The 23,595-nt window shown below is 67.4% G+C and carries 22 protein-coding genes; 15 read left to right on the top strand and 7 right to left on the bottom strand.

The features are described 5' to 3' along the window. The first annotated feature begins 6 nt into the window (after positions 1–6). From OHA70_RS14520 to OHA70_RS14505, 4 genes are all read left to right on the top strand, one after another. A complete protein-coding gene (locus OHA70_RS14520) occupies positions 7–735 on the top strand; it encodes a glycosyltransferase family protein (protein WP_328332652.1) in 729 nt (242 codons plus the stop codon). Positions 736–773: 38 nt separating this feature from the next. Beyond that, positions 774–1,547, top strand: a complete 774-nt coding sequence (locus OHA70_RS14515) for a class I SAM-dependent methyltransferase (RefSeq protein WP_328332650.1) — start codon at positions 774–776, stop codon at positions 1,545–1,547. Positions 1,548–1,660: 113 nt separating this feature from the next. Then, positions 1,661–2,005 carry a DUF485 domain-containing protein gene (locus tag OHA70_RS14510; RefSeq protein ID WP_328332648.1) on the top strand — a complete coding sequence of 115 codons (345 nt, stop codon included), beginning with the start codon at positions 1,661–1,663 and terminating at the stop codon, positions 2,003–2,005. Then, complete coding sequence (locus OHA70_RS14505) at positions 2,002–3,642, top strand: solute symporter family protein (protein ID WP_328332646.1); 1,641 nt, start codon at positions 2,002–2,004, stop codon at positions 3,640–3,642. The genes OHA70_RS14510 and OHA70_RS14505 overlap by 4 nt, the downstream gene beginning before the upstream one ends. 305 nt (positions 3,643–3,947) lie before the next feature. Here the strand turns inward: OHA70_RS14505 and OHA70_RS14500 are convergent, their stop codons facing one another. Next, positions 3,948–4,589 carry a winged helix-turn-helix transcriptional regulator gene (locus OHA70_RS14500; protein WP_328332645.1) on the bottom strand — a complete coding sequence of 214 codons (642 nt, stop codon included), beginning with the start codon at positions 4,587–4,589 and terminating at the stop codon, positions 3,948–3,950. A 64-nt stretch (positions 4,590–4,653) separates the two neighbouring features. Here OHA70_RS14500 and OHA70_RS14495 point away from each other — a divergent pair, with 64 nt between their 5' ends. The 3 genes from OHA70_RS14495 (at position 4,654) to OHA70_RS14485 (ending at position 10,226) form a co-directional block, all read left to right on the top strand. Beyond that, positions 4,654–5,082, top strand: coding sequence for a pyridoxamine 5'-phosphate oxidase (locus OHA70_RS14495; protein ID WP_328332643.1), 429 nt, complete (start codon positions 4,654–4,656; stop codon positions 5,080–5,082). 27 nt (positions 5,083–5,109) lie between these two features. Then, positions 5,110–6,420 (top strand): hypothetical protein, encoded by a 1,311-nt coding sequence (locus OHA70_RS14490; RefSeq protein WP_328332641.1) that lies wholly within the window; start codon positions 5,110–5,112, stop codon positions 6,418–6,420. Between the two features lie 200 nt (positions 6,421–6,620). Next, the gene (locus OHA70_RS14485) at positions 6,621–10,226 is read left to right on the top strand and encodes a discoidin domain-containing protein (RefSeq protein WP_328332639.1); all 3,606 of its coding nucleotides are present in this window, start codon (positions 6,621–6,623) and stop codon (positions 10,224–10,226) included. A gap of 939 nt (positions 10,227–11,165) precedes the next feature. Here OHA70_RS14485 and OHA70_RS14480 read toward each other — a convergent pair. After that, a complete protein-coding gene (locus OHA70_RS14480) occupies positions 11,166–12,161 on the bottom strand; it encodes a winged helix-turn-helix domain-containing protein (protein WP_328332637.1) in 996 nt (331 codons plus the stop codon). Positions 12,162–12,259: 98 nt separating this feature from the next. Between OHA70_RS14480 and OHA70_RS14475 the strand changes: the two genes are divergently transcribed. Continuing rightward, positions 12,260–13,231 (top strand): superoxide dismutase, encoded by a 972-nt coding sequence (locus tag OHA70_RS14475; protein WP_328332635.1) that lies wholly within the window; start codon positions 12,260–12,262, stop codon positions 13,229–13,231. Here the strand turns inward: OHA70_RS14475 and OHA70_RS14470 are convergent, their stop codons facing one another. After that, positions 13,232–13,666, bottom strand: coding sequence for a MarR family winged helix-turn-helix transcriptional regulator (locus OHA70_RS14470; RefSeq protein ID WP_328332633.1), 435 nt, complete (start codon positions 13,664–13,666; stop codon positions 13,232–13,234). Positions 13,667–13,776: 110 nt separating this feature from the next. On the opposite strand from OHA70_RS14470, the gene OHA70_RS14465 reads away from it, so the two are divergent. From OHA70_RS14465 to OHA70_RS14450, 4 genes are all read left to right on the top strand, one after another. Beyond that, complete coding sequence (locus OHA70_RS14465; protein ID WP_328332631.1) at positions 13,777–14,238, top strand: MarR family winged helix-turn-helix transcriptional regulator; 462 nt, start codon at positions 13,777–13,779, stop codon at positions 14,236–14,238. Positions 14,239–14,617: 379 nt separating this feature from the next. Beyond that, complete coding sequence (gene acs, locus OHA70_RS14460; protein ID WP_328335126.1) at positions 14,618–16,552, top strand: acetate--CoA ligase; 1,935 nt, start codon at positions 14,618–14,620, stop codon at positions 16,550–16,552. 97 nt (positions 16,553–16,649) lie between these two features. Further along, positions 16,650–16,868: a hypothetical protein gene (locus OHA70_RS14455; RefSeq protein WP_328332629.1), complete on the top strand. Its 219-nt coding sequence runs from the start codon at positions 16,650–16,652 to the stop codon at positions 16,866–16,868. Between the two features lie 39 nt (positions 16,869–16,907). Next, positions 16,908–17,348, top strand: coding sequence for a hypothetical protein (locus OHA70_RS14450; protein WP_328332627.1), 441 nt, complete (start codon positions 16,908–16,910; stop codon positions 17,346–17,348). 20 nt (positions 17,349–17,368) lie between these two features. Here the strand turns inward: OHA70_RS14450 and OHA70_RS14445 are convergent, their stop codons facing one another. The 3 genes from OHA70_RS14445 to OHA70_RS14435 form a co-directional block, all read right to left on the bottom strand. After that, complete coding sequence (locus OHA70_RS14445; RefSeq protein WP_328332625.1) at positions 17,369–18,127, bottom strand: GntR family transcriptional regulator; 759 nt, start codon at positions 18,125–18,127, stop codon at positions 17,369–17,371. Between the two features lie 189 nt (positions 18,128–18,316). Next, positions 18,317–19,606: an ArsB/NhaD family transporter gene (locus OHA70_RS14440; protein WP_328332623.1), complete on the bottom strand. Its 1,290-nt coding sequence runs from the start codon at positions 19,604–19,606 to the stop codon at positions 18,317–18,319. Positions 19,607–19,625: 19 nt separating this feature from the next. Beyond that, complete coding sequence (locus OHA70_RS14435) at positions 19,626–20,072, bottom strand: CBS domain-containing protein (protein ID WP_328332621.1); 447 nt, start codon at positions 20,070–20,072, stop codon at positions 19,626–19,628. A gap of 178 nt (positions 20,073–20,250) precedes the next feature. On the opposite strand from OHA70_RS14435, the gene nhaA reads away from it, so the two are divergent. The 3 genes from nhaA to OHA70_RS14420 all read left to right on the top strand — a co-directional run bounded on the left by nhaA (position 20,251) and on the right by OHA70_RS14420 (position 22,865). Further along, entirely contained in the window at positions 20,251–21,468 is a 1,218-nt protein-coding gene (nhaA, locus tag OHA70_RS14430) for a Na+/H+ antiporter NhaA (RefSeq protein ID WP_328332619.1), read from the top strand. A 57-nt stretch (positions 21,469–21,525) separates the two neighbouring features. Continuing rightward, positions 21,526–21,924, top strand: a complete 399-nt coding sequence (locus tag OHA70_RS14425; protein ID WP_328332617.1) for a phage holin family protein — start codon at positions 21,526–21,528, stop codon at positions 21,922–21,924. A 92-nt stretch (positions 21,925–22,016) separates the two neighbouring features. After that, the gene (locus tag OHA70_RS14420) at positions 22,017–22,865 is read left to right on the top strand and encodes an alpha/beta fold hydrolase (protein ID WP_328332615.1); all 849 of its coding nucleotides are present in this window, start codon (positions 22,017–22,019) and stop codon (positions 22,863–22,865) included. On the opposite strand, the gene OHA70_RS14415 is transcribed toward OHA70_RS14420, so the two are convergent. Further along, positions 22,860–23,594, bottom strand: coding sequence for a hypothetical protein (locus OHA70_RS14415; RefSeq protein ID WP_328332613.1), 735 nt, complete (start codon positions 23,592–23,594; stop codon positions 22,860–22,862). The two genes, OHA70_RS14420 and OHA70_RS14415, sit on opposite strands and share 6 nt — an antisense overlap. Between the last annotated feature and the right edge of the window lies 1 nt (position 23,595).

Genomic DNA, 23,595 nt, shown 5'->3' with positions numbered 1-23,595 from the left:
ATTTGAATGAATATCGGCATCATCACCCAAGCTCGCGCGACCAGCACCCGGCTGCCCGCCAAGGTGCTGCTCACCGCGGCCGGGCGCAGCTACCTCGAGTACCACCTGGAGCGGCTGACCCGGACCGGGCTGCCGGTGATCGTGGCGACCACCACCAACGTGGACGACGACCCGATCGTGATCCTGACCGAGAAGCTCGGCCTGCCGGTCTTCCGGGGCAGCGAGGAGGACGTGCTCTCACGATTCGCGGGTGCGGCAGCGCAGTACGGGCTGGAAGCGGTCGTACGGGTCACCTCTGACTGCCCGCTGATCGATCCCGAGATCATTGCCGCGGGCGTCGAGCGCTGGCTTCTCGAGGACGATGAGGGCCTGTACCTGTCCAATTGCCTCGAGCGGACGTACCCCCGTGGGATGGACTACGAGGTGTTCTCGACCGCCCGACTGCTCGAGGCCGACGCGCAGGCGACGCTCCAGCCGGATCGCGAGCACGTGACGTCGTACTTGCACCAGAATCGCGCCGGGGATGTCCGGCTGCTGAACCTGCCGTGGAGCGGCGGCGGCGCGGAGTACCGGCTCACTCTGGACACGGAAGACGACCGCCAGCTGCTCACCGCACTGTACGAGGAGTACGACGCAGGCGACCGGAACTGCGCGGATCTGGTCGCCATTCTGGACCAACATCCCGAACTCGCCGCGCTCAACGCGCACATCGAGCAGAAGAAGCTCGGCGAGTAACACCCCGCGAGGCGGTGGCTACGGCATGATTTGCGGTGATGACCACCGATGACTCAGCACGCGCGCACTCGTTCGGCGCCGTCGCGGCCGCGTACGACGCGGGCCGGCCGACGTTCCCTGCCGACGCGCTGACCTGGATCCTCGGTCCCGGGCGGCTGCAGATCCTCGATCTCGGGGCCGGTACCGGCAAGCTCGCCCAGGTCGCCGCGGCACTCGGGCACGATGTCGTCGCGGTCGATCCGTCCGAGGAGATGCTGGCGGTCTGCCGCAAACTGGCCGGCGTGGACACGATGGTCGGCGCCGCCGAGTCGATCCCGCTCGCGCACGCCTCGGTCGACGCGGTGATCGTCGGGCAAGCGTTTCATTGGTTCGACCACGCCCGCGCGCTGCCGGAGATCGCCCGGGTACTGCGCCCGCACGGCGTCCTCGGGCTGCTCTGGAACAACTACGACACGGTGGTGCCGTGGGTCCGCCGGCTGCACCGGGCGATGATCGGCGAGGACTTCCTGGCCGGCAACGACGAGTTCGACCCGATGCCGACGCTGCTCCAGTCCGACCTGTTCTCGATGGTCGAGACGGCCCGGTTCCGGCACTGGCACGACCTCGACCGGAACGGGCTCAAGCAGCTGGCGATGTCGCACTCGCGGGTCGCAGTACTGACCGAGTCCCGGCGCGAGTCGGTACTGGACCAGATCGACGCCATCTACGACGGCACCGCCCGCCCACCGGAGCCGCTGCGGATGCCGTACTTCACCAACTGCTACCGCACCCGCCCGAGCGACCTGGCGAACTACCGCCGCACGATGGCCTGACCCGCCCCACCTCCCGCCCTGGTCCTGAAAACGATTTTGTTGCTTTCGGTCACAAACCCTCGACAAACCGCTAGCGTGCCTTTGTTCGCGTTCCGGACTAAGGGGTGCAGAGGATGTCTGAGGAAACTGTGCACGAGCGGGAAGCCCGTGCGTATGAGGTCGTGTACGAGGCGAAGGACTTCCAGGAGCTGAAACGGCGGTACAAGAACTTCGTCGTGCCGTGGACCATCGCGTTCATGGTCTGGTACCTGGCCTACGTCGCCTGTAACAACTGGGCCCGTGGCTTCATGAGCCACCGGATCGGCGGCACCCACATCAACGTGGCGCTGATCTTCGGCCTGCTCCAGTTCGTCTCGACCTTCGTCATCGCCGCGGTCTACGGCCGGTTCGCGAACCGCAAACTCGACCCGCTGGCCAGTGGCCTGAACGCCAAGTACAAGAGGGAGCGCCGCCGGTGAACACCCTGCTCGTCCCACTCGCCGACGCCGAACCCGGCAACCAGGCGCTGACCATCTCGCTGTTCACCGCGGTCGTTGCCGTGACGCTGTACATCACCTGGTGGGCGTCCCGGCAGAACAAGACCACCGCCGACTACTACGCCGGCGGCCGCTCCTTCAGCGGCGCCCAGAACGGCCTCGCCGTCGCCGGTGACTACATGTCGGCGGCATCCTTCCTCGGTATCTCCGGCCAGATCGCCCTCTACGGGTACGACGGCTTCCTGTACTCCATCGGCTTCCTGGTCGCCTGGCTGGTCGCTTTGTTGCTGGTCGCCGAACTGCTCCGCAACTCCGGGCGCTTCACGATGGCCGACCAGCTCGCCTTCCGGATGAAGCAGCGCCCGGTCCGTACCGCCGCCGCGTCCTCCACGATCGTCGTGTCGATCTTCTACCTGCTGGCCCAGATGGTCGGCGCGGGCTCGCTCGTCGGGCTGCTGCTCGGGGTGAAGAGCGAAGGCCTGAAGGCCGGCGTGATCATCCTGGTCGGCGCGCTGATGATCATCTACGTGACGATCGGCGGTATGCGCGGCACCACGTGGGTGCAGATCGTCAAGGCCGTGCTGCTGATGGCCGGTACCTTGCTGATCACGTTCCTGGTGCTGCTGAAGTTCGACTTCAACCCGTCGAAGCTGCTCGGCGCGGCGGCGGCCCACTCGGGCAAGGGCGAGGCGTTCCTGCAGCCCGGTCTGCTGTACGGCAAGGACCTGACCGGCCAGATCGACTTCCTGTCGCTCGGGCTCGCGCTTGTCCTCGGTACCGCGGGGCTGCCGCACATCCTGATCCGCTTCTACACCGTCCCGGACTCCCGGTCCGCGCGGAAGTCGGTGCAGTGGGCTATTGGGCTGATCGGCGCCTTCTACCTGATGACGCTGGCGCTCGGTTTCGGTGCGGCGGCGTTGCTCGATACCGGCAAGTCGTCCGCGGTCGCCGCATCCAAGGGCAACACTGCGTCGGTACTGCTGGCTGAGGTCGTCGGTGGTGGCGCCGACTCGATCGGCGGCGCAATCCTGCTCGCGCTGATCGCCGCCGTCGCCTTCGCCACCATCCTTGCGGTGGTCGCCGGGTTGACGCTGACGTCGGCATCATCGTTCGCGCACGACCTGTACGTGAACGTGATCGCCAAGGGCAAAGTCACCGAGAAGAACGAGATCCGAGTAGCCCGCTTCGCCGCCATCGGCATCGGCGCCGTCGCCATCGGCCTGGCTATCCCCGCCCAGAAGCTGAACATCGCATTCCTGGTGGCCTTGGCCTTCGCGGTAGCCGCCTCAGCCAACCTCCCGGCGCTCCTCTTCAACCTCTTCTGGCGCCGCTTCAACACCTCAGGCGCAGTCTGGAGCATCTACGGCGGCCTGATCTCGGCCGTAGTCCTGGTGATCTTCTCCCCAGTCGTCTCCGGCAAGCCCACCTCGATGATCACCGGCGCCGACTTCGCCTGGTTCCCCCTCTCGAACCCCGGCATCATCTCCATCCCCCTGGGCTTCCTGCTAGGCGTCATCGGCACCTTCATCGGCAGAGACAAATCCGCCGCAAACCGCTACAACGAACTCTCCGTCCGCTCCCTCACCGGAGCCGGCGCCGAGGGCCCCGGCAAGCACTAACAATCCCCGTACTACGTACGCCCGCGACGCCTCAGGTGTCGCGGGCGTACTGGCGCCCGCCCCCACCCGTGCTCACGAGCGCGCCAGACGTCTCGGGCCCGCCCGAGCACGGATGGCGTTAGGCAACTGATTCGTCCGGCGTCAGCCGTGTGCAGGAGGACAGGAGGTAGTTCGGCTGCGCCTAGTGCACCCGAGCGCAGAAGGACGCTCCGCGTACGCCGCATCGGGGTGCACTACCTGTCGAACCGCACACAAGCCGCCCACACGCTCAAGACGGCGGGGCGCAACACGAGTACGGGTGGGGCTTAGGACGGTGGGCCGATGGGGAAGGCTTCCGCGAAGTGGTCTACGTCCTTGGCTGTGCCTGTGGTTTTCAGGAGGCCGGACTTCAGGGCGGTGGCTCCGTCGACGGCGCCGGTGAGGAGGGGGGCTATGGGGGCGAACGCCTCGAGGACTACTGCGCCTTCGAGGGGGCCGATGTCGACGGTCAGGTTGTCGGCGTCGACGATTGCGTGGATGACGATGTCGCCGAAGTGGAGTTCGTACTTTGCCTTCAGGCGGGATGGGCGGAAGGTGGAGCGCAGCGCCATCACCAGGATGTCGGGGGTGATGATCTCGTCGGGGCGGAGTTCGCCCAAGGAGCGGGCGCCCCAGCGGCCCAGCGCAAGTACGACGTCTTCCAGGTCGGCGCCATACGGAGTCAGCTCGTAGACGATCGCCCCCGACGGGCGCGGGAGGATGCGGCGTTCGACGAGGCCTGACTGCTCGAGCTCCTTCAGGCGGGTGGCGAGCACGTTGGTGGGGATCTTCGGGAGGCCGGCGCGGAGGTCCGTGTAGCGCTTCGGGCCGACCAGGAGGTCGCGCACGATCAGCAGCGCCCAGCGTTCGCCGACCAGCTCCAGGGCGCGGGCGACCCCGCAGTACTGGCCGTAGGTCTTCGTCGTCACATTGACCACCCTACTCCCCTTGACAAAGCTTACTTGTTTTTATGAAGCTTAGTGCATGGCGACCATGAGCAAGCAACAGCGCGAAGAGTTCCTGGCCGGCACCCACGTGGGTGTCCTGAGCGTGACGGGCGACCCCAGCCAGCCACCGACGAGCGTCCCGACCTTCTATGCGTACGAGCCCGGTGGCGAACTGACCATGTTCACCGGCACCCAGCGCCGCGCCCCGAAGCGGATCGGCCAGATCAAGCAGGCCGGCGTCGTGAGCTTCGTCGTCCAGCGCGAGGAGATGCCGCCGGCGTACGTGACCGTCGAGGCCGAGCTGGTCTCGATGACCAAGCCGACCCACGAGCAGATGCTCACGATCGCCCGCCGCTACATGCCCGAGGAGCACGCCCAGGGCTACGTCCAGACCGAACTCGGCGACCCCGAAAACCTGGTCACCCTGATGACCTTCCGCCCCACCCGCTGGCTGACCTCCGACACCTCCCGCTGACCCCAGCCCGAACTACCGTCAGCCAGCGTGCCCCGACTGCTGACAGCAACCGTCGCCCTGGCCCTCGTCATCACCGGGTGCTCGATCACCACCACCAACCCGTCGGACACAGGTACGCCGCAGCCAACCCAAGCCGGTACGCCGCAACCAGCCGCAGCCGGTACGCCGCAAGCAACCGCGACCGACACGTCGCCATCACCCTCAGCCAGCACATCGCAGGCGCCAGCGAGAACCACGCCGTTCGAGATCGTGGCCGGCGGCGGCACCAACGCCTTCGCCGAGAAGGCCCTCGACGCGCAGATCAAAGGCGCGGTGTGGGACCTCGAATTCGCGCCGGACGGTACGGCGAACCTGCTGATCAACGATGGAAAACTCAGGCTGCAGCGGATTCGCCCCGACGGCACCCTCACCAAGGTTGAGCTGGGCTACGGGCAGGTCGGCCGCCGGATCGCTGTCGGCCCGGACGGCTCGGCATACGTCAACCTGCACTCCGGCGAGAAGGCCGACGCGGTCTACCGCATCAAGGTCGACGGCAGCCAGACGCAGGTGATTGGCTTCAACGCCGCTGTCGCCGGCATCGACGACAGACCCGGCGAGACAACGGGCAAGTTCACCGCCTTCACCATCGACTCCGAAGGTCACCTCGTCTTCGCCGCGAACGTCACCAAGGACGGAACGGCGGGTGCGGTGGTTCGCCGGGTCGGGGCAGACGGCAGTGTGCGCACGATCGCCGGCAAGCCCACCGAGTTCACGACTCTCGATGCCGCGAAAGCAGCTTCGCCCGCATCGCTCCATCCGACGGCGAGCGGCTCTCCGCTGGACTGGCCGACGACTGCAGCGGTCCTTGTCGACAAGCTCGCGACCCGGCCGGACGGCACGATCGCACTGGAGGTCGTGGCCAGCGACAGCGGCGCCGTCGCCGAATCGATCCTGGCCCTCTCGCCGGCAGGCAAGCTCAGCGAGCTCGCAACATCCCAGCTCAACGGCTCAGGCGGCGCAGCAGTGGCCCCGGCGCCGTTCACTCGGGAGGGCGCCGTTCAAGACATCGGCGTCATCTACAGCGGCCTCTCCGTCGCCGACGGACTGCTTGCCGTCAGCACCAGTAAGCACCCTCCGGAAGACACCAGCCTGTACTACAACGGCCAGTACACTCCTACCCAGCAAGCGATTCTCCGCGAGGCGCGCGCTAAGGCCATCCGGCTGATCCGGGCGGACGGCTCCTTCTCGACTGCAGCCCTGGGTGCCGAATTCGCGCTGCACGGCGGCTATCTGTACGTCGTCTGCCGGGACTTCCTCGCCGACGAACTCGTGCTCGGCCGGGTCAAGATCCCCGCCTGAGCCACCAGCCGACACCTCCAAGAAGGCAAGCGCGCGGTGATGAACCGTTGACGCTCGCGTAGCGCTGCCGTAACAATAAGCCAGCGCTGTGCAAGAAATCAGCAAACTTACGAAACTTCCGTAGGCATCGTGCAATTTTCTTGGCAGCCGTAATCCCTTGTGCCCTCACCACCCCGCCCATCGGAGAGGCCCCGGATGCCATGAGAACCACACGTGCAAGATGGCGGCTGCTGGCCGCCACGGTCGTCGGCAGTCTGTTGCTGACGGCCGGCCCGATGTTCGCCGCGGCCGGCCTGCACAGCAGCGGCTCGACCGCGTCGGCCGCGGTACTGGCTGGTCCCAACCTCGCGGCCGGCAAGTCCGCGAGCGCCAGCAGCAACACCCAGAACTACGTCGCCGCCAACGTCACCGACGGCAACCAGGGCAGCTACTGGGAGAGCGCGAACAACGCGTTCCCGCAGTGGGTCCAGGTCGACCTCGGATCGTCGGTCAGCACCAACCAGGTCGTGCTCAAGCTGCCGTCCGGCTGGGGTTCGCGCAACGAAACCCTCGCAGTACAAGGCAGTACCGACGGCCAGAACTTCAACGACCTGTCCGCCTCCGCGTCGCGCGCGTTCAACGCACCGGGCAACACTCTGACGATCGACTACGGCAACTCGACCGTTCGGTACGTCCGGATCCTGGTCACCGCGAACACCGGCTGGCCGGCAGGACAGGTCTCCGAGCTCGAGGTCTACGGCGCGGCGACCGGTGACACCCAGGCTCCCACCGCCCCGGGCAGCCTGGCCTTCACCGAACCCGCCGCCGGCCAAATCCGGCTCACCTGGACCGCCTCGACGGACAACGTCGGCGTCACCGGGTACGACCTGTACGCCAATGGCGCGCTGCGGACCAGCGTGGCCGGCAACGTGCTGACCTACACCGACACCCAGCCGGCCAGCGCCTCGGTCAGCTACTTCGTCCGAGCGAAGGATGCCGTCGGCAACCAATCGCCGAACAGCAACACGGTCACCCGTGGCGGCAGTACCGGGCCCGGTACCAACCTCGCGCTCGGCAAGCCGATCACCGCGTCCGGCTCGGTCTTCACCTTCGTCGCGACCAACGCGAACGACGACAACGTGCAGACCTACTGGGAAGGCAACGCCAACCCGGCCACGCTGACCACCCAGCTCGGGTCGAACGCTGACATCAGCTCGATCGTGATCCGGCTCAACCCGGACAGCGCCTGGGGCAACCGCACCCAGACGTTCTCGATCCTCGGCCGCGAGCAGAGCGCGTCCGGCTTCACCACGATCGTCGGCTCCGCGTCGTACAACTTCAGCCCGTCGTCCGGCAACACCGTCACGATCCCGGTGAGCGCGCGGATCGCCGACGTCCGGCTGAACTTCACCGCCAACACCGGCGCCCCGGCCGGTCAGGTCGCCGAGTTCCAGGTGATGGGCGTACCGGCCCCGAACCCGGACCTCACCGTCTCCAACGTGACCTGGACCCCGGCCGCACCGGTCGAGACCGACGCGATCACGTTGTCCGCCCGGGTCAACAACACCGGCACGGCGGCCTCAGCGGCGACGGACCTCAACTTCTACCTCGGTACGACGAAGGTCGGCACCGCTGCCGTCGGCGCCATCGCCGCCGGAGCATCCGTCACCGTCACAGCAGCGATCGGCGCACGTGACGCCGGCAGCTACCCGCTGAGCGGAAAGGTGGACGAGTCGAACACGATCATCGAGCAGAACGACGCCAACAACACCGGCAACAGCGCGAGCCCGTTGGTCGTCACCCCGGTCGCAAGCTCCGACCTGATCGCCTCCACGGTGAGCTGGAGCCCGGGCAACCCGGCGGCCGGCAACACCGTGACGTTCTCGGTCGCGATCAAGAACCAGGGCACCATCGCCTCGGCGGCGGGCGCTCACGGCATCACCTTGACGCTGCTGAGCGGAAGTACCGTCGTACAGACCTTCACCGGCTCGTACTCCGGTGCGATTGCAGCCGGAGCCACGACACCGTCGATCAACATGGGCAACTGGACAGCGGCCAACGGCCGGTACTCCGTCCGCGTAGTGCTCGCCGACGACGCGAACGAGCTGCCCGTCAAGCGCACCAACAACACCAGCGTGCGGCCGTTCTTCGTGGGCCGCGGCGCGAACATGCCGTACGACCACCTGGAGGCCGAGGACGCCTCGACCGGTGGTGGTGCGGTCGTGGTCGGCCCGAACCGCACCATCGGCGACCTCGCCGGTGAGGCGTCCGGCCGCAAGGCGGTCACGCTGAACTCGAACGGCGCGTTCGTCGAGTTCACCACCAAGGCGAGCACGAACACGCTCGTCACCCGGTTCTCCATCCCGGACTCGGCCGGTGGTGGCGGGATCAACTCGAGTATCAACGTCTACGTCAACGGCACCTTCCACAAGGCGCTCCCGCTGACCTCGAAGTACGCGTGGCTGTACGGCGCGGAGGCCGGCCCGGGCAACTCGCCTGGCGCAGGACCCGCCCGGCACATCTACGACGAGGCGAACATCATGCTGGACGGGACCTTCCCGGCCGGTACGAAGATCAAGCTGCAGAAGGATCCGGCCAACACCACCACGTACGCGATCGACTTCATCGACACCGAGCAGGTATCGCCGATCGCCAACCCGGGTAGCGGATACGTCGTACCGGCCGGATTCACCCAGCAGGACGTGCAGAACGCGCTCAACACGGCTCAGCAGAGCTCGACCTCGCTCGGTGTCTACCTGCCGGCCGGTGACTACCAGACCTCGGGCAAGTTCACCGTGAACAGCCGGGCGATCAAGGTCGTCGGCGCCGGTCCCTGGTTCACCCGGTTCATCGCGCCGACCGGCCAGACCAACACCGACGTCGGGTTCGACGCGGCCTCGTCGGCGAACGGGTCGACGTTCAGCGGGTTCTCGTACTTCGGCAACTACGACCAGCGCAACGACGGTCCGGGCAAGGTGTTCAACTTCAGCGGCACCTCGAACATGACCATCGACAACATCTGGATCGAGCACCAGATGTGCCTGTACTGGGGTGCGAACACCGACAACTCCACGATCAAGAACTCGCGGATCCGGGACACCTTCGCCGACGGCATCAACATGACCAACGGCTCGGCCGGCAACCTGGTCAGCAACAACGATGCCCGCAGTACCGGTGACGACAGCTTCGCGCTCTTCAACGCCGTCGACGGCGGCGGGGGCGAGGTCCGGGACAACGTTTTCGAGAACCTCTCGGCGACGCTGACCTGGCGGGCGGCCGGCTTCGCGGTCTACGGCGGCACCAACAACATCTTCCGCAACCTGTACGTCGCGGACATGCTGGTGTACTCCGGGATCACGATCAGCTCGCTCGACTTCGGCATCCCGATGAACGGCTTCGGCGCCACCCCGCCGACGGTGTGGCAGAACATCTCGGTGGTCAGATCCGGCGGCCATTTCTGGGGAGCGCAGACCTTCCCGGGAATCTGGATCTTCTCGGCCTCGAAGGTCTTCCAGGGCATCCGGGTCAGTGACGTGGACATCGTCGATCCCACCTACAGCGGGATCATGTTCCAGACGAACTACGTCGGCGGGCAACCCCAGTTCCCGGTCGCCGACACCATCCTGACCAACATCAACATCTCCGGCGCCCGCAAGTCCGGCGACGCGTTCGACGCCAAGTCCGGCTTCGGCATCTGGGCCAACGAACTCCCAGAACCAGGCCAGGGCCCAGCCGTCGGCAACGTCACCTTCAACAACCTCACCTTGTCCAACAACGCAGTAGACATCCGCAACACCACCACAACCTTCACCATCACCCGCAACTAACCCTCACACGCCGGCCCGCCAGGAGTCCCAACCTCCCGGCGGGCCGGCTTGTTCGGGGATGAGTAGTTGCTATTGGCAAGGATTCTCGTGATTCGGGGTTGGCGTGTGGTGAGGGACTGTGGATCGCGTCGCCGGGCTGCGAAAGTGTCCTGGTCGTGGTGCTGGGTATCCCGGAGCCGCTGACAAGACCGGCCTCAAATGACAGATTCCCCCCAATCCCCGGCACACCCGTCACCCGGCCCCGGACGAGCACAGCCAGCCCCGACGGGTAGGCCACCAACGGGTCGGCCGCTAACGGGTTGTTCGGCGCAAGGCGGGTCCGGTGCACCGGTTCGCCCGGCCACTGGCGGGTTTTCCTCTCGATGGCGTCAAGCTTCACGCCATCGGCACAAAAACCCGCCAGCCGACCCCCGATCAGCCCGGATGAGGCCATCGCTGGCCGATCCGTCGCCGCGCGACAGCAGCATCCAGACCAACACACCTGTCGCGCCGCGACGAAGTGGACCGCCCGGACCGCCACGCATACACAACCCCCACGAACAGCCCCGACACGCCGAGGTAATCGCTTGCCGACCAGGTTTGGTGTGCCTGGCGATCCGCTCCGTTGCCCTCAGCAACCAAATCCCGCCGGCCCATCGACCCTCCCCCCGCAAACCGCCCCGCCTTGCCATCGTCACCCCGCAACACGACCCGCCTTGCGATCGGCACCCCGCAACACGAGCCGCCTAGCCAAGGTGCTCCATTGGCTCAGACTCCTCCGCGGGATCCGCGTAGCTGCGTCTTTCTCTGGTCGAGACAGTGTGGGTCAAGAGTCGAACTTGTTCGATCCCGAAGGGACGCGAAGCGCTCTTGACGCACGCTGTCTCGACCAGGACACTCCCGCAGCGGAGACCGCGCACCATAGTCCCTTAGGCACAGCACCACGCAACCACAGCACCCCTACGCGCCCGACCCCGTGTCCAGAAGTCCCGGCCTGTGGAGTTCGCCGGTCAGTAGGCGGTGGGCCGTTTGGGTTAGGGAGTGGTGGGCTGTGCCGGCTGTTCGGTGGGTGGTTAGTAGGCCGGCGTTGCGTAGTACGCGGGCGTGTTCGCTGGCTGAGGCTAGGGAGATGCCGGTGCGGCGGGCTAACTGGGTGGTGGTGGCGCTGGTGGTTAGGGCGCGGAGGACCAGGGCTCGGGTGCGGCCCAGGAGGTCGGCCAGGGCGTCTACGTCTAGGTCGTCGGCCAGGGGGAGGTCGACGGTGGGGTAGATCAGGACTGGGCGGCGGCCGGGGACGTCCAGGGCCAACGCCTCTGAGGTCAGAGAGGACGGGTAGAGCTCCAGGCCGCGGCCTTCGAGGTAGATGTCGAAGGTGGGGCCGGGCCCCATGCCGTGGGCGGTGAGGATGGGGGCGGTCCACTCGATGTCGGGGTGGAGGGTGGTGAGCAAGCCTTCGACTCCACCCTGTAGCAGGGCTCGGGAGCGGAGAGCTAGGTCCGCGCCGTAGCGGCGTTCCAGCTCTACGCCGGATGGGACCAGTACGTCGTCGTGAAACTCGCGGACCGCCTTGCCGAGAGCCCGTCGCGACTCGGCGGTGCCAGCCAGCAAGCCCTTCATGAAGACGTCGACCTCGGGCGGGAGATACGGGCCGAGCTGGTCCTGGACGACATCGGCGGGCGTGTCCATCAGGATTTCCAGGGCAGGCTCCAGGCCGGGCGCCGGTACTTCGGGAGTGAGGAAGTCGGGGACGCGCCCAGTCGGGCTGACCAGTTTGAAGAGTGGGCGCATCGACGGGCGGAGCAGCGGCGCCGCCTCCCGTCGCCAGCGTCGTCCGGCCGGTGGCATGGGTCGCTCGCCGAGTGCGCGCGCGGCCAAAGCAGCCTCCCAGAGCGGCTCAGGCTCGGCTGGGAACGTCACCCGAGCCAAGTCCGCCGGACTGAAATGGAGCCGCATCATTCTCCGATTGTGCCTATGAAAGGGCCAACCGCGATACGGCCTTCGGTCCTGCCCGAAACCGGTCGAGCCAGGCGCGCCCCGGAGATCACGCTGGCGGCATGATTCGCAGACGCACCGCCACCACCGTCCTGCTGACCGCTCCGTTGTTCGCCGCCGGCGTCCAGCCCCTCGCCCAGGCCCACCCGGCTCACCAAGAGCACCCGGCTCAGCACCAGGTGCACCACCAGCGCCCGGAGACGTACGTCGTCTCGACCACGCCGGGCGATACCCCGGAAGGCATCGAGGTGACCCGCGACGGGACCATCTACGTCACCAGCGTCGGCAGCGGTGCCGTCTACCGCGGTACCGTCCGCAACCCGAACCTCAAGCCGTTCCTCCCCGCCGGCAGCGACGGCCGTACGACGGCCACCGGCGTCCACGTAGACCACTGGGGGCGCGTCCTCGTCGCCGGCGCCAGCACCTCGAAGCTCTACATGTACGACAACCGCGGCCGCCTACTCGCGATCCGCCCCGCCGCGGAGGGCTCGTTCCTCAACGACTTCACCTTCACTCAAGACGCCGTCTACGTCACCGACTCGGCGCACAACCAGATCTGGCGCGCCACCCTCACCAAAGACGGTCTCGGCCGCCTCAAGCCCTGGCTGACCCGCGACAAGATCCAGCCGACCCCGTACTTCCTCAACGGCATCGTCACCGACGGCCACACCCTGCTGGTCGGCGAGCAGGGCCAGGACGTCACGTACAGCATCAACCTGCGCACCAAAGCCGTTACCACCCTGGAGATCACAGGCGCGAACGGCATCCTCTCCGGCGACGGCTACCTGCTCGAAGGCCATCGCCTGTACGCCGTCTACAACGCGGGCGGCGGCAAGTACGTCACCAGGCTCGCCCTTCTCAACCGCGACTGGACCAAGGCCCAGGTGCTCGCGGATTCGATGCCCGGAGCAACCAATGCGACGCCGACCACGATCGCCCGGGACGGTCATCGCCTGCTCTGGGTGAACAGCCAGCTCGACGCTGCGCCCGGCATCCCGCCGTACACGGTGTCCGTCGTGCCCGGACTCAACTAGTCAGAGGTCGTCGGCCATCTGGGAGAGCACGGCGCCGGCCGAGAGCACCAGCGCTCGATCGTCGTCCGACAGGCGGTCGAGCAGCTTGGTGAGATCGTCGACCGCGTGCTGGCCGGCCGCCTTCACAATGTCGTCGCCGCGCGGGGTCAGTACGACGGCAGTCGCGCGACCGTCCAGTACGTCGGGCTGCCGGCGAGCCAGCCCAGCCGCCTCGAGCCCGGCGACGGTCGTCGTCGCGGTCGGTTGCGAACACGGCACCCGGGCCGCGATCTCGCCGATCCGGATCGGCTGTTCGTCCCCGATCAGCCGCAGCGCGATGAATTGCGTCGGATGCAGCATCCGGCTCTCACCCGTCCGGCGCAGATGCCGCACGACCCGGTGCATGCCGACGAGCAACCGCAGCGTGTCTTCCTCCATCGCGACCACCTCCCCCATCTCCCGATCGTGACACGGCTTCCGGCTCAGACGGTGGCTCTCGGCGGCCAATTGCATCAACCTGCAAAAGATCCTGCTCGTTGGTGAACCCAACGGAATAGACTCCGGCTGTGGCGACCGGTGCGGAAGCAGGACCGAGTGAGCTCGCGGGCATGCCCAGCTGGTTGCTCACGCAGAGTGCGATGCATGCGCAGCGGATCATCGGCGAGACCTTCGCCGCGGGGAACGCGCGCGGGTACCACTACCGGCTGCTCGCGACGCTGTCCGAGTACGGGCCGGCCAGTCAGGCGTCGCTCGGACGGCGTACCGGGATCGACCGCAGTGACGTGGTGGCCGCGATCAACGAGCTGGCCGACCTCGGATTCGTCGTACGGTCCCCCGACCCCGCCGACGGCCGGCGCAACATCATCACCTTGACCCCCACCGGCGAAGAGCAGCGTGAACGGCTCGAAACGCTGGTCCGGGCCGCTCAGGACGAGCTGTTCGCCCCGCTCTCCCCCTCAGAGCGGGGCCAGCTCGCTGCCCTGCTGGCCAAGGTCCTCACTCACCACCAGGGGCTAGCGGACCGGTAGCAGGGCACGAGCAGAGGCCTGGGTACGCCGTACGCGGCGCTCCCGGGCGTGCACCCGACGACGCGCCGCCCGGGACAAGCGGCGCTTCGGGGCCTCAGCCGTCAGTTCACCCTGCTGCGACATCGCGACTCCTCCATCGATCGGCACATCACGTCAGATGCGCCCGGCCCCGATCCGGTTCCCGACCGGTCGCCGTGTTTGCGGCCCGTTCGGCGCAGATCGGGGGCGGCTGGGCGAGGCACCAGTACCGCGAGTGGTCCGGCGTTGGTAGAAAGGTGCAGTAGCGCGCAGTTTCGCGCTGAAGACTTGCAGCTCTCAATGAGGAGTCCGCGACGTGACCAGTTCCGAGTCCAACCCGTCCGATGCGTTGTCGAACCTGATGCACGAGGAGCGCCGGTTCGAACCGCCCGCCGAGCTCGCCGCGAACGCGAACGTCAAGGCGGACGCCTACGCGGCGGCCGATGCCGACTTCGAGGGCTTCTGGGCGGAGCAGGCCAAGCGGATCAGCTGGGCCGTCGAGCCCACCGAGACGCTCGACTGGAGCAACGCGCCGTTCGCCAAGTGGTACGCCGACGGCAAGCTCAACGCGGCGTACAACTGCGTCGACCGGCACGTCGAGAACGGTCTCGGCGACAAGGTGGCGTACTACTTCGAGGGTGAGCCCGGCGACACCCGGGAGATCACCTACGGCCAGCTCAAGGACGAGGTCAGCAAGGCGGCCAACGCGCTGCTCGAGCTGGAGGTCAAGGCCGGCGACATCGTCGCCATCTACATGCCGATGATCCCCGAGACCGTGGTCGCGATGCTCGCTTGCGCCCGGATCGGCGCCCCGCACACGGTCATCTTCGGCGGCTTCTCCTCCGAGGCGCTCAAGGACCGGATCCTGGACTGCGACGCCCGCGTCGTGATCACCTCCGACGGTGGCTACCGTCGCGGCGCCCCGGCGGCACTGAAGCCGGCCGTCGACGCCGCGCTGGTCGACTGCCCGGACGTCCGCAACGTCCTGGTCGTCAACCGGACCGGCCAGGAGACCGCGATGGTCGCGAACCGCGACCTGTGGTGGGAGGACTTCGTCGGTAAGCAGTCGACCGAGCACACGCCGGAGGCCTTCGACGCCGAGCACCCGCTGTACGTGATGTACACGTCCGGTAGTACGGGCAAACCGAAGGGCATCCTGCACACGACCGGCGGCTACCTGGTGGGCACGTCGTACACCCAGTGGGCGGTCTTCGACCTCAAGCCCGACACCGACGTCTACTGGACCGCTGCCGACATCGGCTGGGTCACCGGGCACAGCTACATCGTGTACGGCGCACTGGCCAACGCGACCACCTCGGTGCTCTACGAGGGCACCCCGGACACCCCGCACCAGGGCCGTTGGTGGGAGATCGTTCAGAAGTACAAGGTCTCCATCCTGTACTGCGCGCCGACGGCGATCCGTACGTTCATGAAGTGGGGCAAGCAGGTCCCGGAGAAGTTCGACCTCTCCACCCTGCGCGTGCTCGGATCGGTGGGCGAGCCGATCAACCCGGAGGCGTACATCTGGTACCGGGAGAACATCGGCGGCAACAAGACCCCGGTCGTCGACACCTGGTGGCAGACCGAGACCGGTATGCACATGATCTCCCCGCTGCCGGGCGTGACGGCGGGCAAGCCGGGTGCCGCGATGAAGGCGATCCCGGGCGTGAGCGTCGATGTCGTCGACGACGCGGGCGATTCGGTGCCGAACGGTACCGGTGGCTACCTGATCATCGACAAGCCCTGGCCGGCCATGCTGCGGACGCTGTGGGGTGACGACCAGCGCTTCAAGGACACGTACTGGTCGCGCTGGCCGGGCGTGTACTTCGCGGGTGACGGCGCCAAGAAGGACGAGGACGGCGACATCTGGCTGCTCGGCCGGGTCGACGACGTGATGAACGTGTCCGGCCACCGGCTGTCCACCACCGAGATCGAGTCGGCCCTGGTCTCCCACCCGAAGGTCGCCGAGGCGGCCGTCGTGGGTGCCTCCGACCCGACGACCGGCCAGGCGATCGCAGCCTTCGTGATCCTCCGTACAGAAGCCGGCGACGGCGGACCGGACGTGGTCCAGGAGCTCCGCAACCACGTCGCCAAGGAGATCGGCCCGATCGCCAAGCCCCGGCAGATCATGGTCGTCGCCGAACTCCCCAAGACCCGCTCCGGCAAGATCATGCGCCGCCTGCTGCGCGACGTCGCCGAGAACCGCGAGGTCGGCGACGTCACCACCCTCGCCGACAGCACCGTGATGGACCTGATCAAAACCAACCTGGAGTCCGGCAAGTCCGACGACGACTGACCTTCTCTCCGACAACAGCCTGTACGCCGAGGTCCGGCGTACAGGCTGTTGTTTTATCCGGTTGCCGCCTCGCCCCCGGCGCTGCTGGAATGGCGCTGTGCCGGCACCCAACGGATTCGACTACGAGCAGCGTTCCGACGGGACTGTCCGCATCACCCACCACGGCAAGCCCGCCACCGTACTGCGGGCTGCCCGAGCCGCCGAATTCCTGGCGGAGGTCGACGACGACCCGCAGGAAGTGATGGCCCGCTGGACCGGCAACTACAAACGCGGCAACGAACGCATGGGCAAGAACCACCCCCGCAACCGCCGCTGACGACCCTGTGTGGTCCGACGGCCGTGGCAAGATCGGCGCGTGACCGCTCTGATCGCCATCATTCATGCCGGCCTGGCCGCTGCCTGGGTCGGTGGGATGGCTTACTCGCTGTTCGTGGTGCAGCCGAAGTTGAAGAAGTACTTCGGGTCCCGCGAGGAAGAGCGTGAGCACCTCACCGCGGTCATTGCCTCAGGCAACCGTTACAAGGTGCTGGCGCTGATCGGCGTGATCGCCTTGACCGGCGTAATCCTTCTGCTGCTGGATCACCAGCACTGGTGGATCCACGCGCTCAAGGCTGTCCTGCTGCTCATCGCAACGGGCATCTTCTACTACGTCTCCTGGCACCACTGGCCACGCCGAATCTTCGCCACAGCCGCCGAGCGCCCAGCCCTCCAACGCCAACTGATCACGCTCGCCACTCTCATGCTCGGCCTCGCCGGTACCGCCTTCGCGCTCGGGGTCGCCGCGGCTCAGCTCTGAGAATTGGTCTACTGCCCGGCTCAGGTGGCGCGGTAGGCGACGGTGATGTCGTAGCGGTCGGAGCGGTAGACGGAGCGGCCGAATTCGATCACTTCGCCGGAGGCGGTGCGGGGGGCCGAAGTGATGATCAGGCAGGGGACGGTGGACTCGATGCCGAGGAGTTCGGAGTCGGCCGGGTCGGGTGGGGCGGCAACGATCGAGGCGGAGACCATGCCGAGGGTGACGCCCCAGCGGGTGGCGAGGGAGTCGTAGAGGGAGACCTCTGCCAGGTCTAGCTCGTCGAGACCTGGGTAGCGGCGCAGGGACAGGGCGGTGCGCTCGATCGCCATCGGGTCGCCGTCGGCGGTACGCAGGCGGACCAGGTGCAGTACCGGCGTACCGATCGGCTCTTCGAGCTCGGCGGCCAGCGCCTCGTCCGCAGTACCGACTCGGTGCTCGAGGACCTTTGCGCCGGGCGTGATGCCGCGGGCGCGCATGTCCTGGCTGAAGGACGACGTGAGCATCCGGGCCGGGCGCGGCTCGGTGACGAAGGTGCCACCGCCGGGCCGGCGGGCCGCGAGGCCTTCGGCAACGACCCGGTCCACCTCCTGGCGCACTGTCATCCGGGCGACGCCGAAGCGCTCGGCCAGGACGCGCTCCGAGGGCAGCACCGTGCCGGCGGTGAGACTGCGGGTGAGGGTCTGCAGAATCTCGCGGATCTGGTCACCCTTCGGCCGGTCGGTGCGGAGCTCCGTGGGGAGTTCGGCGAGGTCACCGGGGTTGTTCCTTGGGCGCGCCATGACGTCAGTATCCCTGGGAATCTGGCCGGCAAACCGGTTGCCGGGGGTCGCGAGCTGTCGTGCTCCTGAAAGTTTTCTACTAGACCACTAACTACGCCCGACATTACTGTCCAAGCACCCCAGGTCGCCAGTAATCATATTGGCAGGCGATGCATTACTTTGGCGACAACCTCGGCCCACAGAGTGTGATCAGGCGAAGGCGAAGTACCGCAGCCACAGGTACGGCGCGGCAACAACGATGGTGATCGCGGTCATCACGATCCCCTTCCGGGTGAACTCCCAGAAGCTGATCGGCGACCCTGCCCGCAGCGCCAGCCCGATCACCACCACGTTCGCGCTGGCCCCGACGGCGGTCGCGTTGCCGCCGAAGTCCGCCCCGATCGCCAGCGCCCACCACAGCGCGTCCGCCTGCGACGGATCGGGGACGCCCGCGGCCAGCTGCTGGACGACGGGGCTCATCGTCGCGACGTACGGGATGTTGTCGACGACACCGGACAGTACTGCCGAGACCACCAGGATCAGCATCGTCGCCAGCAACGCGTCGCCCTCGGTCGCCTTGCCGACCTCTTCGGCCAGGTCGCCGATCACGCCCGTCTTGACCAGGGCGCCGACCATCACGAAGAGGCCCGCGAAGAACAAGAGCGTCTGCCACTCGACGCTGTTCATGTAGTCCCTGGTGGCGACGCCGGAGATCAGCACCAGCACCCCTGCGCCCAGCAGCGCGACGACGGCTGGTTCGACGTGCAGGAACGAGTGCCCGACGAAACCGATCAGTACCGCGGCCAGTACCAGCCCGCTCTTGATCAGCAGCGTCCGGTCCTCGATCGCCTCCCGCTCGTTCAGCCGCATCACGTCCTCGACCCGCTCGGGATCGACCGCGAACGAGCCTTTGAACAGCCACGGCAGCACCAGCGTGAAGACGATCAGCTCGATCACCACCAGTGGCGCCAGGTGCAGCAGGAAGTCATTGAAGGTGAGGCCGGACCGGCTGGCGATGATGATGTTGGGCGGATCGCCGATCAGGGTGGCGGTACCGCCGAGGTTGGAGGCCATCACCTCGGCGATCAGGAACGGTACCGGGTTGATCCCGAGCCGGTCGCAGACCAGCAGGGTGACCGGCGCGATCAGCAGCACGGTGGTGACGTTGTCCAGGAACGCCGATGCGAACGCGGTGATCAGGGTGAGCAGGATCATCACCCGCAGCGGCGACCCCTTGGCCCGCTTGGCCGCCCAGATCGCGACGAACTCGAACACGCCGGTACGCCGCAGCACGCCGACGATCACCATCATCCCGAAGAGCAGGAAGATGACGTCCCAGTCGACGCCGGTGTCATGGGAGTAGAACGCGTCCTCGGTGTGGACGACGCCGAGCGCCAGCAGTACTCCGGCTCCGCCCAGCGCGGCGAGCAGCTTGTGCGTCCACTCGGTGGCGATCAGGACATAGGCGACCACGAAGACGACGATCGCGATGACCGTCACGCGGCGCCATCCGCCAGGCTCAGTGCGGCTGGACGACCAACTCCAGCAACCGAGATGCGGTGATGGCGCCGATGATCTCCTTGCCGCGCAGGACCGCGACCAGCGGGGAGCGCAGCCGGGCCATCACCGCAGCGATCTCGAGCACGGTGTCGTCGTGTTTCACCGCCGGCAACTCGGTCGGCTCGGCGGGCAGCAGCTTGCGCACCGTCACCCCGGTCAGCTTGTCGGCCACCCGGTCCGCCAGCGATTCGTCGATCACGCGAGCCAGCGAGGGGTCGTCCTGGACATAGCTCGGCACCAGGAAGCGCACCACTTGCGAGGCCGGCAGCACACAGCACGGCGTACCGTCGGCCGTCACCACGATCAGGCCGGGCAACCGCCGGGAGGCGAGCAACTCGACCGCTTCCCGGGCATCCGAATCGATGCTGACCACCGGGTACTCCTCGGCCATCTGTTCTCCGTGCACGCTCGCAGCGTACTGCGACGGTGCACGCCCGGAGGCCGTCTCTCACAACACTCAACCCTTCCTCATCCAGCAGCGGGGCGCAAACACCGGCAACCCGTTAGAGTGATGTCAGAGTCAAGGTGTGCCGGGAAGTCTGGTCGGCGATCGTCCGAGCGACCCCCGACGAAGGGATGGCCCTGTGCCTCCAGTCATTCGCCTGCGGCAGAAGCGCCGCGCCTTTCCCCGCATCCTCGGCCGGGAGCGCGCCTTCCTGGCCGACACTCTGCGGGCCGAGACGACCGGCGGCCTGCTGCTGCTCGGCGCGGCCGTGATCGCGCTCATCTGGGCCAACTCTCCCTGGCAGGACGCGTACCACCACCTGCGCGAGTTCGAGCTCGGGCCGTTGAGCGTGGAGGGCTGGGCGGCCGACGGCGCGCTGGCGCTGTTCTTCTACCTGGCCGGCGTCGAGCTCAAGCGGGAACTCGTGGTCGGCACCCTGTCGCGGATCAGCGAGGCCGTCGTACCGGTGGTCGCGGCGCTGGCCGGAATGATGCTCCCGGCAATCATCTATCTGGTCATCAACCTGACCGCCGACGGCGGCCGGACCTCGGGCTGGGCGGTGCCGACGGCAACGGACATCGCCTTCGCGCTCGCTGTGCTGGCGATCGTCGGGTCCTCGTTGCCCAGTGCGCTGCGGGCTTTCCTGCTGACGCTCGCGGTGGTGGACGACTTCGGCGCCATCCTGGTGATCGCCGTCTTCTTCTCGCACGGGTTCCACCCGCTGGCGCTGGTGGCCGCGGTCGCACTGATCGGCGCCTTCTACCTGCTGCAACGCTTCCGCTTCCGTACGCCGTTGCTGTACGTGCCGGTCGCGCTCGGGGCGTGGTGGTTCATGCACGAGTCCGGTATCCACGCGACGATCGCGGGCGTCGCGCTCGGCCTGGTCACCCGGGTGCTGCCCGACCCGGGTGAGGAGCACGCACCGGCCGAGCGGATCGAGCACCGGCTGCGGCCATTGTCGGCGGGAGTGGCGGTACCGGTGTTCGCGTTGTTCGCCGCTGGCGTCACGCTCGGCAGTGATGCGCTGCGCGAGATGCTGACCGACCCGGTAGCGATCGGGGTGGTCGCCGGCCTGATGGCCGGCAAGATCATCGGCGTGTTCGGCGGATCCTGGCTGACCGCGCGGTTCACCCGGGCCGAGCTGAACTCCGACCTGGCCTGGCGGGACGTCGGCGCGGTCTCGGTACTGGCCGGGATCGGCTTCACCGTCGCGCTGCTGATCGCCCAGCTCGCGTTCGGCGACGACATCGCCCAGATCGAGCGGGCCAAGGCCGCCGTCCTGGTCGCCTCGCTGCTGTCCGCCGTGATCGCCGCCGCACTGCTGTTCCGCCGCAACCGCGCGTACGCCGAGGAATAGGGCAGGGGTACCAGCTAGTGTCTTGGTCTAGGGACACGTGGAAGGAGCGCCATGTCGATGGGGCAGACCGAGGATGAGCCCACTGTCGGGCAGCTCGTCGCCAATGCCAGCAAGGATCTGTCCAGCCTGGTGCGCAGCGAGCTCGAGCTCGCCAAGACCGAGCTGAAGTCGACCGCCGTCAAGGCCGGTACCGGCGCGGGCCTGTTCGGGGCCGCCGGCTTCCTGGCGCTGCTCGCGATCATCCTGCTGTCCATCGCCGCGGCGTACGGCGTGAACGCGCTCGGCCTGCACCCGGCGCTGGCCTTCCTGATCGTTGCCGTGCTCTACCTGTTGATCGCGGCCGCGCTGGTCCTGGTCGGCAAGCGGCTGCTCGGCAAGGCGAAGGGCCCGGAGCGCGCGATCGAGACCTCGAAGGAGTCCGTCGAGGCGCTCAAGGCGATCGGCAAGGGCAACTAGTGGTCAGCATCCCGCCGACCGGCTGGCGCTGACCACTGAGCCCGGCTGGGGTATCCGACCTACTCGTCGACGGGCCGTGGTCGCATTCGCTGGTGGCGGCCAACGGGGCGAGGTTCCACGTGGCCGAGTGTGGCGCGGCGGACGATCCCCTGGTGCTCTTCCTGCACGGCTTCCCCGAGTTCTGGTGGGCCTGGCGGCATCAGCTGCCGGTAGTCGCCGCTGCTGGGTACAGAGCCGTCGCGATGGACCTGCGTGGCTATGGGGCCAGCGACAAGACGCCGCGGGGGTATGACCCCTTCACTGTCTCTGCGGACGTCTCGGGGGTCATCAGGTCGTTGGGGGCGACCGATGCGGTGGTGGTTGGGCATGGGTGGGGCGGGTTCGTTGCGTGGTCGGCCGCTGTGCTCGCGTCTAAGCAGGTGCGGGCACTGGCGGCTGTGTCGGCTCCACACCCGCTGCAGTTGATGCGGTCGGGGCAACTGCGGTCGGTGGCGCAGGTGGGCTGGTTCCAGCTGCCGATCCTGCCGGAGCGGCGGCTGCTCGCCCATGACGGCATCCACATCGAGCAACTGCTCCGCTCGTGGTCTGCGCCGGGTGGGGCTTTCCCTGACGCTGAGGCGTCTCGGCGGTACCGGGCTGCGCTGCAGGTCTGGCCGGCGCCTCACTGCGCTCTGGAGTACCACCGGTGGTTCGTACGGTCGCGGCTGCGGTCGGATGGACGCCGGTACTCCGCTCGCATGCGCTCGCCGGTGGAGGTGCCGGTTCTGCAGGTGCATGGGGCGCTGGACGGGGCGGTTAGCCCCGCGAGCTCGACCACGCCGGCTGAGCTGTTGGCGGGGCCGTTGCAGTACGAGGTGCTGACTACCGCCGGCCACTTCCCCCACGAGGAGACGCCGGACCTGTTCAACGAGCTCCTGCTGGAGTGGCTCCAGACCCTATGAGACGGCGACCGGCCCGACGGTCCCTGCGACCTTCCAGCTACGCACGCTGCTCTCATAGACATTGCTGGCCGGGGTGATAATCGGCACGAGCCGGTAGGTCAGCCACTGCGCATCCAGACAACCCCGCCACATGCTCATCCCGATGGTGGCCGACGACCGGCTCTCGTTGAAGACCACTGGTCCGAGCGTGACGTACGGCGTCCCGTTCGCTTGATCGCAGACATCGGGTCCGGTTGGACGGCTCTGCACCCACTCGATCGGCACTCCCGCGGAACCCGCGATAGAGGCCTGGTCGCGCTTGCTCAACGGGGTGCCCTTACCTCCTGCCTCGGTCGGAGAGCTCGCCTGTGAGTAGGACGCGTCGAGCACCCTGACGACGGGCCATCCACCGGCCGGACGCTCCCACTTGGTCAGTTCAGCGATCGCGACACCGGCGAGGTACGCACTCCCAGGATTGAAGTGTTTGGGCTCGACCTTGCCGACCGGCACCGTTTGCATCGGCGGTGCTGGGCTCTGAGCAACGGGCTGGGTGTTCGGCCCTCTCTCGAGACCTGTAGCCACAGCGATTCCGGCGAAGACGACGAGAACGGCCGCCGCGGCGAGGAGTACCGGGGCTTTCCGGCGTACCGGAGGTGTGGTTGCTTCCGGCAAGTGGTTTAGTAGTTCTTCCTTTTCTGTAAAGGTTTCGCGGAGGAGTTGGCCGACCTCTTCGTCCGTGAGCTTGGGCATT

The sequence above is a fragment of the Kribbella sp. NBC_00382 genome, from assembly GCF_036067295.1.
In the GTDB taxonomy this organism is placed as follows: Bacteria; Actinomycetota; Actinomycetes; order Propionibacteriales; family Kribbellaceae; genus Kribbella.
This window is presented reverse-complemented; position numbering and strand designations above follow the sequence as displayed.